General features: G+C 65.9%; 14 protein-coding genes and 1 tRNA gene. 9 read left to right on the top strand and 6 right to left on the bottom strand.

What is annotated here, in order from left to right:
• Nucleotides 1-483: 483 nt before the first annotated feature.
• Nucleotides 484-660, bottom strand: a complete 177-nt coding sequence (locus EV656_RS16625) for a hypothetical protein (protein WP_165919021.1) — start codon at nucleotides 658-660, stop codon at nucleotides 484-486.
• A gap of 265 nt (nucleotides 661-925) precedes the next feature.
• Here EV656_RS16625 and EV656_RS14855 point away from each other — a divergent pair, with 265 nt between their 5' ends.
• Together EV656_RS14855 and EV656_RS14850 are read left to right on the top strand one after the other, a co-directional pair.
• The gene (locus EV656_RS14855; protein ID WP_132605494.1) at nucleotides 926-1,750 is read left to right on the top strand and encodes a hypothetical protein; all 825 of its coding nucleotides are present in this window, start codon (nucleotides 926-928) and stop codon (nucleotides 1,748-1,750) included.
• A complete protein-coding gene (locus EV656_RS14850) occupies nucleotides 1,747-2,217 on the top strand; it encodes a hypothetical protein (RefSeq protein ID WP_132605492.1) in 471 nt (156 codons plus the stop codon). Before EV656_RS14855 ends, EV656_RS14850 begins: the two co-directional genes overlap by 4 nt.
• A gap of 140 nt (nucleotides 2,218-2,357) precedes the next feature.
• On the opposite strand, the gene EV656_RS14845 is transcribed toward EV656_RS14850, so the two are convergent.
• Nucleotides 2,358-3,032 carry a DUF4145 domain-containing protein gene (locus EV656_RS14845; protein WP_207899548.1) on the bottom strand — a complete coding sequence of 225 codons (675 nt, stop codon included), beginning with the start codon at nucleotides 3,030-3,032 and terminating at the stop codon, nucleotides 2,358-2,360.
• Between the two features lie 152 nt (nucleotides 3,033-3,184).
• A tRNA-Arg gene (locus tag EV656_RS14840) sits at nucleotides 3,185-3,261 on the bottom strand.
• 112 nt (nucleotides 3,262-3,373) lie between these two features.
• Between EV656_RS14840 and EV656_RS14835 the strand changes: the two genes are divergently transcribed.
• Nucleotides 3,374-4,417 (top strand): LacI family DNA-binding transcriptional regulator, encoded by a 1,044-nt coding sequence (locus EV656_RS14835; protein ID WP_242469127.1) that lies wholly within the window; start codon nucleotides 3,374-3,376, stop codon nucleotides 4,415-4,417.
• Between the two features lie 6 nt (nucleotides 4,418-4,423).
• On the opposite strand, the gene EV656_RS14830 is transcribed toward EV656_RS14835, so the two are convergent.
• The gene (locus EV656_RS14830) at nucleotides 4,424-5,848 is read right to left on the bottom strand and encodes a D-alanyl-D-alanine carboxypeptidase family protein (RefSeq protein WP_425057189.1); all 1,425 of its coding nucleotides are present in this window, start codon (nucleotides 5,846-5,848) and stop codon (nucleotides 4,424-4,426) included.
• A 237-nt stretch (nucleotides 5,849-6,085) separates the two neighbouring features.
• Here EV656_RS14830 and clpS point away from each other — a divergent pair, with 237 nt between their 5' ends.
• From clpS to EV656_RS14815, 3 genes are read left to right on the top strand one after another with little or no spacing between them, the layout of a single operon-like run.
• The gene (clpS, locus tag EV656_RS14825) at nucleotides 6,086-6,409 is read left to right on the top strand and encodes an ATP-dependent Clp protease adapter ClpS (protein WP_425057191.1); all 324 of its coding nucleotides are present in this window, start codon (nucleotides 6,086-6,088) and stop codon (nucleotides 6,407-6,409) included.
• Between the two features lie 15 nt (nucleotides 6,410-6,424).
• Entirely contained in the window at nucleotides 6,425-7,450 is a 1,026-nt protein-coding gene (locus EV656_RS14820; protein ID WP_132605490.1) for a class I SAM-dependent methyltransferase, read from the top strand.
• Nucleotides 7,451-7,474: 24 nt separating this feature from the next.
• Nucleotides 7,475-8,293 (top strand): SDR family NAD(P)-dependent oxidoreductase, encoded by an 819-nt coding sequence (locus tag EV656_RS14815; protein ID WP_132605488.1) that lies wholly within the window; start codon nucleotides 7,475-7,477, stop codon nucleotides 8,291-8,293.
• Nucleotides 8,294-8,314: 21 nt separating this feature from the next.
• On the opposite strand, the gene EV656_RS14810 is transcribed toward EV656_RS14815, so the two are convergent.
• On the bottom strand, nucleotides 8,315-8,965 hold the full coding sequence (locus EV656_RS14810) for a carbonic anhydrase (protein WP_132605486.1): 651 nt from the start codon (nucleotides 8,963-8,965) through the stop codon (nucleotides 8,315-8,317).
• 135 nt (nucleotides 8,966-9,100) lie between these two features.
• Between EV656_RS14810 and EV656_RS14805 the strand changes: the two genes are divergently transcribed.
• The 3 genes from EV656_RS14805 (at nucleotide 9,101) to EV656_RS14795 (ending at nucleotide 11,770) form a co-directional block, all read left to right on the top strand.
• A complete protein-coding gene (locus EV656_RS14805) occupies nucleotides 9,101-9,481 on the top strand; it encodes a hypothetical protein (RefSeq protein WP_132605484.1) in 381 nt (126 codons plus the stop codon).
• A 64-nt stretch (nucleotides 9,482-9,545) separates the two neighbouring features.
• Nucleotides 9,546-10,943, top strand: a complete 1,398-nt coding sequence (locus tag EV656_RS14800; RefSeq protein WP_132605482.1) for a leucyl aminopeptidase family protein — start codon at nucleotides 9,546-9,548, stop codon at nucleotides 10,941-10,943.
• A complete protein-coding gene (locus tag EV656_RS14795) occupies nucleotides 10,940-11,770 on the top strand; it encodes a C40 family peptidase (RefSeq protein ID WP_132605480.1) in 831 nt (276 codons plus the stop codon). The genes EV656_RS14800 and EV656_RS14795 overlap by 4 nt, the downstream gene beginning before the upstream one ends.
• Here EV656_RS14795 and EV656_RS14790 read toward each other — a convergent pair.
• The gene (locus tag EV656_RS14790) at nucleotides 11,767-12,111 is read right to left on the bottom strand and encodes a DUF2794 domain-containing protein (RefSeq protein WP_132605478.1); all 345 of its coding nucleotides are present in this window, start codon (nucleotides 12,109-12,111) and stop codon (nucleotides 11,767-11,769) included. The genes EV656_RS14795 and EV656_RS14790 overlap by 4 nt on opposite strands.
• Between the last annotated feature and the right edge of the window lie 56 nt (nucleotides 12,112-12,167).

Below are 12,167 nucleotides of genomic sequence, written 5' to 3'. Positions count from 1 at the left end.
AAGCAGAGGAGGCATTCTACGCACGCTTGAAAGCCAACGAAAAAGCAGCCTAATCATTGAACCAGAAACTCTCCGGTAAACCCGGGGCGGTTCAAGGGTCTGTTCCGTTGCGGGCAATGGCGCCGGCTGCGAGGGCCTTCCACGGCTTAGCGTATTGCGGTGTGGGGTGATGGAATGAGCGCAACGGTCGGCTATCAGATTGTGGTATTATCGGGTGTCGGAGGTACCCTCTGCGGTGACGCTACCGTTTTTCTCTTTCTCCGGGTTCTGGTTGGCGTGGCCCCGTCGAAAAAGTGTATGCGCCCCTCCTCAATTTCATGCTTGACGCAAGCCAAGGTGCCAGGGGTTTGACATTGGGTGATATAACCCATTGAAAATGTATGAGGGCGCAAAATGTCTAAGTCTCACCTAACTCTCTGAAATATATAGAATCTGGCAGTCCTCCCCAGCGCGCCACTTGGACCTTTCCCCACCGTTGGTGATCTAGCCCGGCTTCGCTACGGGTTTGCCTTGGCGGTAGTTGCCGCGGATCAGACCCAGATCGCGCAGGACTAAGAAGCCTGCAGCCGTCACGAACAACGCCAGGCCTTGTAGCCCGTTCTCGGCGATGATGCGCAGACGTTCGCGGATATTGGCGATGGTGTCCTGCGAAATCACCAAATCTATGTTTCCCGGCGCCTCGGCCCGGGCGGCCGTTGAAATAGGCGGCCTGTGCCGGATCGGCGAACGCCGTCTGGATTCGTGCAATGTCCCCACGCCGGATTCCTGCGCCGTCAGGCGGCATGCAGGGTGACATCGCCGCACGCGGCGGGTGGGCGGTTGACCTGACCATCCGAAGCGGCGAACGTCCCGCCAATGCGCCATGGTGCCGAAGGGTTTCGGGGCAAGTGGCTATTTCATAAGGAAAATCCAGAAAGGCCCCGCCGTGAGAGCAGCAGTTTTTTCAATCTCCCTCGTCGCGGCGCTGGCCGCCCAGCAGGCCCCCGCCCAGATCGTTCCCGAGGGGAAGTGCGCGGTCACGGTGGCATCGCGGCCGACGCTTGACGACGTGCGCATCTATGTCCAGTTCGACCTGCCCGAAGTGCTCCGCCCCAGCTTGGATGTCGTGCAGACAAACAATGGCTGGTATGCCATCACCGTCGGCACCCTTCCGGTCGGCAGCTTTGAGCAACACAAACCCCAACTCGTGGCGCGGGGCCTGTTGCCAGAGGATGCCTATTGCTCTGCCGGGCAGGGCTATGTCGCGGTTGTTCCGCCCTCGGACTATTCGCCGGGCAGCGGTGCCAGCGCGGCGCAAGAACCCGCCAAGGACCACGAGCCCACGACCAGACGCGCGCGTTTCGCAGATTTCCTGGAAATGCGCATTCCCCAGGACGCGATCAAGTTCAAGATCCGCTACGATGCGATATCGCAGAACGGCACCGGGCATGATCTGGTGGATCTGGTGAGGTCCTACCTTGACCTTCTGGACGCCGGACCCGGCTGGTACCTGGACAGTTCACTTTATGCAGAGGGGTCCTGTGTTCGGATGGCCCCCGCGCTGGATGTCGTGGTGGCCTACCGGATCGCGGGGGATGTGCTTTCCAAGACGCAAGAGGCCGACTTCGAGGCCCACGTTCGCGCGCATGAACCCGAGGCGCTTGCGTTCTTCGAACGTTGGGGGCTGTTCGACGGACAGATCATGCGCATCGCCTACGAAAAGGAAAAGGAATTCTGGGGGTTCGTCAGCAAGGGAGGGTTCTGCAAATGAGGATGCAACACCCCCGGTTCGCCTTTGCCCTGCTGGCCGTGATCGCCACGCTTTCGGGGCTGGGCGGACGGTCCGCCGCCGCGGCAGAGTTCGACCTTTCCGACATGATGCTGTGCAACTATCCCCGCTGCGCCGAGGATAACGCGCGCCTTGTCCGCAGCGTGCCGCAAATGGCCGGGCACAGCGTGACCCTGGACCTGTTGATCGATGTTCCGATCGGCACAGGGGACTACAACGCCGGATGCATCGACAAGAACCCCTATATGGATGCACCCGAAGAATACTTTTTCATTCCGGGTAACCTCGACTCTTGCGACGTGGGCGGCGGTATCGTTCTCAGGGTGCAGCCCGCGGACTATGGCCTGGCACAATCCGTAAGCTTCAGCCGGATCATTCGGGTAAAGGGGCGTTTTACCGTCACCCCACAGGGACCGATCCCGATCTACGCCCTTACGCCCGCGCCCTGAACGTCGGGAGACAGGAGACAGGAGGGTGTAGGCCCGTGTTGCTGCGCCCGGGCCGTTTCGTAGGTAAATAGCAACTCGTTCCCGAGAAAGGGGCAGACCTATGCCTTGCCGTCGCGCTTTTCGATAGCCTTCACCGCGCCTTACGGCAGCGAGGCATAGACCTCTGCGACGTGCTTGGGCTCGGATATGGTCTTGTCCACGATGAGGTTGAGGAGCTTGAAGAGCGTCTCCGCTGTCGCCCGGTCGTCCCGCAGGTCGATTTGACCGGGATGCACGGCGCTGTTCCCGATGACGCGGACGGCATCGAGAGCCTGCTGCACCCTTGGGTCGAGCCCACCCCTCACCAATGCGCCAATGTCGTCGTTGATGTTTTTTCCGGGTTGGCCCAACTCTTTGCAAAGCTTCTGGATAGCGAGGCGTATAAGAGCTGCTGCCCCTCTGGGCGACTGGTCGAGGATCGTGCTTGCCTCGTCATAGTCCCGCCGGATGTCGTCGGGCATGTCCGGGTTTGCCGCCGGAGCTTCCCCGGTTTGTGGGAAAACAATTCTGTCATGGACCCACACCGTCACTTTATGACAACTCGCACATTTGCTGAACATGACGCTGCTTAAGGCAAGGCAGGACTGACTGCTTTCAGTGTTAAAGAGCGCCGGATCATTACGCTGTGTGAGCGCAGCGTTCTTGAAAATGTCGCCTAGGGGCAGGTTCCGAGCGAAATGGCGGGCACCTCCCGCGAACCAATCTTGATGCGCGAATGCCCGGCAATACGGGCAGTTGAAGGCGTTAAGATCAAGAGACGGCGGGACGTACTTCATAGGCAACTCGCTGATGCTGGAAATCGCCCAAGCCATAGCATGACACACGGGGAGATGGAACAAAGGGCGCACACCGAACCTTTTGGGCGACGGCTCGCAGTCCGCAAGAACACGGTTCGCGTGCAAAGTATCGAGTGAAATCAAGGGGAAGATGGCGACCCCGGCAGGATTCGAACCTGCAACCTGCCCCTTAGGAGGGGGCTGCTCTATCCTGTTGAGCCACGGGGCCGCGTGTCGCCTTTGTCCTCGGAAAGCGGTGGCCATGCAAGGGTGGATCGGCTTGGACATTTCGGCCGCATCCGGGTATCACGGCGGACACCGCGACAGTACAGGGCCCTGCCTTGACAATATCCGACCCGCCCCCACCGCGCCGTCCGCTGACGCTGCGCGACGTGTCCGAAGCCTCTGGCGTGTCCGAGATGACGGTCAGCCGCGTGCTGCGCGGCAGTGCCGATGTGTCCGCCAAGACGCGCGCGCGGGTGCTGGCGGCGGCCAAGCGGCTGGGCTATGTGCCCAACAAGATCGCGGGCGGGCTGGCCAGCCAGCGGGTGAACCTGGTCGGTGTCATCATCCCCTCGCTGTCGAACATGGTCTTCCCCGAGGTTCTGTCGGGCATCAACGAGGTTCTGGAACACACGTCCCTACAGGCGGTTGTGGGCCTGTCCCGCTACGATCCCCCGCACGAGGAAAAGGTGCTGTACGAGATGCTGTCCTGGCGTCCCTCGGGCATCATCCTGGCCGGCTTGGAACATTCCGAGGCCACCCGTGCCATGCTGCGTGCGGCCGACATTCCGGTGGTGGAAATCATGGACCTGGATGGCGAGCCGGTGGATTCTGTCGTCGGAGTCTCGCATCGTCGGGCGGGGGCCGACATGGCCCGCGCCATTGCTGCGGCGGGGTATCGCCGGATCGGGTTCCTGGGCACCAAGATGCCGATGGACCACCGCGCGCGCAAACGGTTCGAGGGCTTTACCGGGGCGCTGGCGCGCGAGGGGATCGAGGTTGCCGATCACGAGTTCTACTCGGGCGGTTCGGGCCTGGCCAAGGGGCGCGAGATGACGCGCGCGATCCTGTCCCGCAACCCGGATCTGGATTTCCTGTATTACTCCAACGACATGATCGCCGCGGGCGGGCTGCTGTACTGTCTGGGCGAGGGGATCGACGTGCCCGGCGATCTGGGGCTGGGCGGGTTCAACGGGATCGAATTGCTGGACGGGCTGCCGATGAAGCTGGCCACCATCGACATCCGGCGCCGGGAAATCGGGGCCAAGGCCGCCGAGATCATCGCCGATTGCGTGGCTGCGGGCCGGCCCAACGCCCATGCCCGCGTTGCCCTATCGCCGCTCCTTGATCCGGGCGATACGCTGCGCCTGCCGCGCCGCTAGTCCGGTTCAGGACGACGGGCCGATCGGGGTGCAGGTGGTTCCGCGTGCCTCCAGCCGGCGGCAGGCGCGGGCGGCCTCTTGCTGGGACATGCCGACGAACTGGGCCTGATAGCCGCGCGGGTCGCGCACCACCTTGCGCAGGGCCTCGTCCAGGGTGTCAATCTCGCGCAGGGCGGTTTGCAAAAGGACGCGTTCCGCCTTGTAGCGAGAGGGATAGCGCCCCACCTCGATGCCCCAGTGCCGCCCGCCCGAAGAGGACATCCGCGTCACGATTTCCCGAACCGGCCCGGCCTCGGGCTCGGCGGCGGGCAGGGGCATGGGGGCAGGTGCGGGCGTTGCCGCCGCCAGGGTGTCCGGGCGTGCCAGGGGCAGGACCCCGGGCCGCTGCGCGGCTGCGCTTGCGGCCAGCTCCGCCTGCGCCTGCTCTACCGTCGTGGCCACGCTTTCGGTCAGCGTGGCGATCAGTTCGGGCGCCGGGGCCGCCCCCGGGCGCGGGACCGGGCGCATGGACCGGCGCAGCACCAGATCGGCTGTCACCGTGCGGCCGCTGGCGACCGATCGGTAGTCGGGCAGCGGTGGGCGGCGCATTGCCACGCTGGCCGGGGCGCGCTTGAACCCCAAGTCCAGCAATTCGGCCACCTTGGCATTGCGGGTTACGGTCGAGCGCCCGCCGAACACCGTGGCGATCACCCGCTTGCCCCCGCGCTGCGCCGAGGCCACCAGATTGAAGCCCGCCGCGCTGGTATAGCCGGTCTTGATCCCGTCCGCGCCCTGATAGCTGCTCAGCAACCGCCGGTTGGTGTTGTTCACCGTCTTGATCCCCGCATGGGTCGATATCCGCGAGAACAGGTTGTAATACTCGGGGTAGTCGTAAAGGATGTGCCGCCCCAGCGTCGTCATGTCGCGTGCCGTGGACAGGTGCCCCTCGGCGGTCAGGCCATTGGCGTTTTTAAAGGTGGTGCGTGTCATGCCCATCGCGCGCGCGGTGCGGGTCATCCGGGCGGCAAACGCCTCTTCCGAGCCCGAGATCGCCTCGCCGATGGCAGTGGCTGCGTCGTTGGCCGACCGCACGGCGGCCGCGCGGATCAGGTAGCGCAACTTGATCTTTTGGCCTGTGCGCAACCCCAGCTTGGACGGGGGTTCGGCCGCGGCATTGCGCGAGATGGTTATCATGTCGTCCAGACCGATTTCGCCATGTTCTACGGCCTGAAACGCGATGTACAGCGTCATCATCTTGGTCAAAGAGGCCGGGTGCAGGCGGGTATCCGCGTTACGGGCGTGCAGGACCTCGCCCGTCCGTGCATCCACGACCATCGCCGCATAGGGCGCGGCGCGCACGGACACACCCCCGACAGTCAGACCGACCGTCAGGGCACATAGGAACAGCACGATTCGGGCATACCGCCCCGGACGGTGCATCTCGCCAGTCATATTCTGCCTCGGTGTCGCCCGGTTCGTGCCAAGCGCTTTTCTGCAGCGGACCTTAGCACGCTTGGACGATGCCGCAAACACCCCGGACAAAGATGTGATCGTCATGACCGCAATCGCCGCGCGCCGTGGGCTCGGCCCTTTTCACGGGGGCGGCGTGGGATATATAAAGGCGCTCAACCAACGACCTGACCAGTCTTTCCTGTTCCGGAGTCAGTACCCGTGACGACCGACCTGCGCATGATGGCCGAAAAGGGGGACGATCCCGAGGGTGAAACCGGGGTCATCACCAAGACGCGCCCGAAAACGCAGCGCCCGCCGATGTACAAGGTGCTGTTGCTGAACGACGACTACACGCCGATGGAATTCGTCGTGCATGTTCTGGAACGCTTTTTCGGGATGAACCACTCTCAGGCGTTCGAACTGATGCTGGTCGTGCACAAGAAGGGCGTCGCGGTGGTCGGCGTGTTTTCCTTCGAGGTGGCAGAGACCAAGGTCGCGCAGGTGATGGATTTCGCCCGCCGCCACCAGCACCCGCTGCAATGCACCATGGAAAAGGAATAGGGCCCGCGCCCGCCCATGTCCCAGTCCCGTCTGACCCTCGCGTTGGAGGCCGGCGCCGTCGCGCTGCCCCAAGCCGGCCGTATCCTGGTGATCGGTCCCACTGCTGATGCGGACCTGTCCGCCCTGCCCAAAGAACGCGTGCAGATCGTGCAGGGCTTTGCCCCCGATCACGCGGCCTGGGCGGCGCGCGGCTGGCAAGTGGATATCGCCGCCCAGGGCGATTTCGCCGCCGCGCTGGTATTCGTGCCGCGGGCCAAGGCGGTGGCGCGTGCCCGCGTGGAACAGGCGCTGCGCCTGACCGGCGGGGGGCCTGTTATCGTCGACGGGGCCAAGACCGACGGCGTGGACAGCCTGTTGCGCGCCGCCCGCAAGACCGGGGCAGAGCTGAGCGAAGCCTTTGCCAAGGCCCATGGAAAGACCTTCGCGATGCAGGGCGATCCCGCCGCGTTCGCCGATTGGGTGCCGGGGCCGGGCGCGCTGATCGACGGGCGCTATCGCACCGCGCCGGGGGTGTTTTCCGCCGATGATGTCGATCGCGGCTCTGCGCTGCTGCTGGCGGCGCTGCCGCCCAAGCTGAAGGGGCGCGTCGCCGATCTGGGGGCGGGCTGGGGCTATCTGGCGGGCGAGGCGCTGGCCGCCCATCCCGGCATCAAGGAAATGCACCTGGTCGAGGCAGATCATGCCGCGCTGGACTGCGCGCGCGCCAATGTTTCAGACCCGCGCGCAAGCTTTCATTGGGCTGACGCAACGGCGTTCCGGTCAGAGACACGGTTCGACATTGTGCTGACGAACCCGCCCTTCCATACCGCGCGGGCCGCCGATCCCGCCCTGGGGCAGGCGTTTCTGATGTCTGCGGCGGGGCTGCTGGCCCCTCATGGGGTGGCCTATGTCGTTGCCAATCGTCACCTGCCCTATGAGCGTGACCTTGACCGGCTGTTCACCAAGGTAGAAGAAATCGGGGGTGATCCCGGTTTCAAGGTTCTGCGCGCGTCGCATCCGCGCCGTGGCGTCCGTGGTCCGGGGGCGGGCCGCCCGGGCTGATCGCCACCTAACAGGAGTGATCCGATGTCCTTCTCGATTGCTGGCAAGACCGCCATCGTCACCGGCGCGGCCAATGGCGTGGGCCGTGCCATCGCCTGCCATTTCGCCCAGGCCGGGGCCAACGTCATGTTCGCCGATATCGACGAGGCCCGCCTGGTCGAGGAACTGGGCGCCGAACCCGAGGACAACCGGCGGTTCTTTGCCGGCGACCTGCGCGAGCGGCTGACCATCGCCAACCTGCTGTCGGCCACGATCGACGCCTTCGACCGGATCGACATTCTGGTGAATGCCAGCCGGCAGATGCAGCCCTCGGACCCGCTGGACCCTGACGGGGATGCGGTCGAGGAGTTGTTGCAGCAGAACCTGATGACCAGCCTGCGGCTGAGCCAATGCGTCGCGAAACGGATGATCCGCCAGGCTGAAGAGGATGAAAGCCCAGAAAGCGTCACCGCCCCCACGGCCGCTGGCACGATCATCAACCTGTCCTCGATCGCCGCGCGCCGCACCCACCCGGCGTTGCTGGGCTACTCGGTCAGTACCGCCGCGCTGGACCAGCTGACCCGCTCGATGGCGGTGGCGCTGGCCCCGCATCGCATCCGGGTGAACGCCGTGGCTTTCGGTTCGGTGCTGTCGGCCAGTTTGCAGGAAACCCTGAAGGACAACGCCGCCTATCGGTCGGACATCAAGGACCATACCCCGCTGGGCCGCATCGCCAAACCCGGCGAGGTCGCCGAGGCCGTGCAGTTCCTGGCCTCGGACGGGGCGCAGTTCCTGACCGGGCAGATCATGACGATCGATGGCGGGCGCACGCTGCTGGACCCGGTCAACGCCCCGGCGCACTAGCGGCGCCAGGCCGCCCTGAGATCACACCGGCTGAAAGCTGTCCTTTTCCGGGTCGTAGCTTTCTATGATGCCCGCGCCGATATCGTTCCACAGCCCGTGCAGGGTCAGCGTTTCGGCCTCGACCGCCTCGCGCACGAAGGGGAAGGTCATCAGGTTTTCCAGCGATACCAGCACCGCCTCTTTCTCCATCGCGCGCAGGCGCTCGGCCTCATCCGCGATGTCGGCGTTGCGCTCGTAGGTGGGGCGTAGGATGTCCAGCCAGCGCCCGACGAAACTGGTTTTCTCTTCCAGATGCGGGGCGTTGCCCGCGCACATGTCATGGCAGCCCTTCACGCCGCCGCATTGGGAATGGCCCAGAACAACCAGGTTGGCGACCCGCAACACGGTGACCGCGTATTCCACCGCCGCAGAGGTGCCATGGTGGTCGCCGTCCGGCGCATAGGGCGGCACCACATTGGCGATGTTGCGGTGAATGAAGAACTCGCCCTCATCGGCGCCAAAGATCGAGGTGACGTGAATGCGCGAATCGCAGCAGGAAATCACCATGGCCCGCGGGCGCTGCCCCTCTTCGGCCAGGCGCCGGTACCAGGCCTTGTTCTCGGCATAGGACATGGCGCGCCAGCCGTGGTAGCGTTGCGCCAGGTACTGCGGCAGGGGGGTGATGGGCGGCATCCGTCTCTCCTGTTTTTCCGACAAACGTGAATACTGTCGGTTTTCATGGAATTCGAGTGATTTCGTACCCACGGGGCAAGACTTTCTTGACGCTTGCCGCGCGACTCTGCCCCGGGGGTGCGTGGAGGGTTTCGAGTGAGCGTGATTGTCACGATGCGGCAGGACGAACCGCTGAGGCTGGATAGCGAACGGCTGGCGGACATGTTCCTGGATCTTGGAGAGGCCCGCGCCGCGGACCTGCTGTCGCTGTCGCTGGTCCGGCTTGAGGGCCTGCTAGAGGCATTGGCCCTGGCGGTGGGGCACGGCCGGGCGGCGGATTGCATCGACTTTGCCGGGCAGATCGCGGCGCTGGGCGATGCGCTGGGTCTGCTCAGCCTGGGCGATGCGGCGCGCGGCGTGGTGCGGGCGGCGGCCTCGGGGGATGCGGTGGCGCTGGCGGCGACACAGGCTCGGCTGATCCGAATTGCCCGGCGTTCGCAGCGGATCGCGGCGGAGCTTCAGCACCGTTCGGGCTGATCGCGCTTGCGGGCGGCGCGGGGGCGATTACGTTGGCGGCAGACGCGACACCAGCCAAGGACCGATGCCGATGACGCCCCAAACCCCCCGTTTCGCCGCCAACGATGCCGATGCGCTGCCGCTTTTCGCGGTGCCAGAGGATGGGCTGGAGGCGTTTCTGGCGGCGCGCCCGGCAGAGCAGGGCGCATGGCTGCGCAGCACGGGTTTTGCCGCAGGCTTGGGCGAGTTGGCCCTGCTGCCGGGCGACGGGGGCGGGCTTGCCGGGGCCGTGGCCGGGCTGGGCGATGCTGCGGCGCAGGCGCGGGGCCGGTTCCACCTGGCCGGTGCTGCCGCGCGCCTGCCGCAAGGCACCTACCGGCTGGACAGCCCCCTGACCGGCCCCGCGCTGGAGGCCGAGGCCCTGGGCCTGCTGCTGTCCACCTACAGGTTCGACCGCTACCGCGCGCAGGCGCCGGTGCAGGCGGGTTTCGTGGCGCCCGCGGGCGTGAATGCCACACGGGTCGAGGCGTTGGCAGCGGGCGAATTCCTGACCCGCGATCTGATCAACACCCCCGCCGCGGACATGGGCCCCGAGGCGCTGGAGGATGCGGTTTTTGCCCTGGCAGCGCGCCACGGGGCCACCGCCAGCGCGGTTCGCGGCGACGACCTGCTTGCGCAGAACTTTCCGCTGATCCACGCGGTGGGGCGCGCCGGGCCGCAGGCCCCCCGCCTGCTGGAGATGACCTGGGGCGATGCCGGCCCTCGCCTGACGCTGGTGGGCAAGGGCGTGTGTTTCGACACCGGCGGTCTGAACATCAAGCCGGGCGCCTCCATGGGCCTGATGAAAAAGGACATGGGCGGCGCGGCGACCGTTCTGGGCCTGGCCGAAACGATCATGGCGCTGAACCTGCCGCTGCGGTTGCGCGTGCTGATCCCGGCGGTGGAAAACAGCGTCGCGTCCACCTCTTTCCGCCCGCAGGACATCCTGACCGCCCGCAACGGCCTGACGGTCGAGGTGAACAACACCGATGCAGAGGGGCGGCTGGTGCTGGCCGACGCGCTGGCCCTGGCGGCAGAGGCGGACAGCGATTTGCTGATCTCGATGGCTACGCTGACGGGCGCGGCGCGGGTGGCCGTCGGCCCCGATATCGCGCCGTTCTACACCGATGACGGCGGGCTGGCCGATGAAATCGCGGCGGGCGGTGCGGCGGGGGCCGATCCGGTCTGGCGAATGCCGTTCCACGCGCCCTATGAAAAGATGATCGAACCGGGGATCGCCGATCTGGATAACGCGCCTGCGGGCGGGTTCGCGGGGTCGATCACTGCCGCGCTGTTCCTGCGCCGCTTTGCCGGCGGCGCGCGGTATGCCCATTTCGACATCTACGGTTGGCAACCCGCGGATGCCCCCGCCCGGCCCAAGGGCGGCGTGGGGCAGGGGGCGCGGGCGCTGCTGGGCGCGCTGCCGCAGGTGCTGGGGCTGTGACCGACCGGCGCGAAACCTTTGGCAATGGGCGCGTCGCGGCCGAAACCTTGCGCGGTCAGGTGGCGGCCCAGCGTTATGTCGCGCCGGTCCTGCACCGCGTGACCCGCCCGCTGGTGGACCTGCTGGCCCTGCCGGGCGGCGCGCGCGACCGCCAGCTTGTGCTGGGCGAGGGGTTCGAGGTTCTGGACATCCACGACGGCCACGCCTTTGGCCGCGCCGCACGCGACGGTTATGTGGGCTATATCCCCGCCGATGCGCTGGCCGCCGATGTGCCCGAGCCGACCCATATTGTCGCCGTGCCCGCCAGCCACGCCTATTCCGCCCCCGACCTGAAGCGGCCCGAGATTTGGGCGCTGTCCTTTGGCACGCGGCTGCGGGTGGTGTCGGCCTCTGGCGCGTTTTTCGAAACCGCGCAGGGCTGGTTCGTGCCCAAACCGCATCTGCGGCCTGCCAATGCGCCCTTTGCCGATCCGGTGACCGTGGCGCAGATGCTGTTCGGCGCGCCCTACCTGTGGGGCGGCAACGCGATCTGGGGGCTGGATTGTTCCGCGCTGGTCCAGATGGCGCATCTGGCCTGCCACCGGCCCTGCCCCGGCGACAGCGACCAACAGGCGCGCGACCTGGGCCGGGTTCTGCCCCCGGGCACGCCGCCCGAACGGGGCGACCTGCTGTTCTGGAAGGGGCATGTCGCGCTGGTGGTGGAACGGGACGTGATGATCCACGCCAACGCGCATACCATGTCCGTGGCCTATGAACGGATCGAAGATGCCATCGCCCGGATCGAGGCGCAGGGCGACGGCCCGGTGACCGCGCATAAACGGCCCTAATCGACCGGGCGGATCAGCTTTTTCTCCAGCACGCGCAGCACGGTTTTCAGGTCGTGCCCGCGTTTCAGAACCTGACCGTCCATGCCGATGACAGCATACATGCCCTGTCGCTGGCGCAGCTTGGGCCGTTTCTCGATCCGGTACAGGGGGTGTTCCGCCGTGCGCCGGAAGACCGCGAAAACCGCAACCTCGCGCAGGCAGGAAATGCCGTAATCGCGCCACTCGCCCGCGGCGACCATGCGGCCGTAAACGGTCAGGATCACGCCCATCTCTACCCGGTCGAAGGCAACCCTGTCGGGGGCGGCTGGGCCGGAAAACGGCGGAGGCGTCACGACGTTCATCCGGCAACGGTGCCGCCCCTGCCCGCGCAAATCAAGACCTGCCCGGATTTTGCCGC

This window comes from Rhodovulum adriaticum (assembly GCF_004345735.1).
In the GTDB taxonomy this organism is placed as follows: domain Bacteria; phylum Pseudomonadota; class Alphaproteobacteria; order Rhodobacterales; family Rhodobacteraceae; genus Rhodovulum; species Rhodovulum adriaticum.
This window is presented reverse-complemented; position numbering and strand designations above follow the sequence as displayed.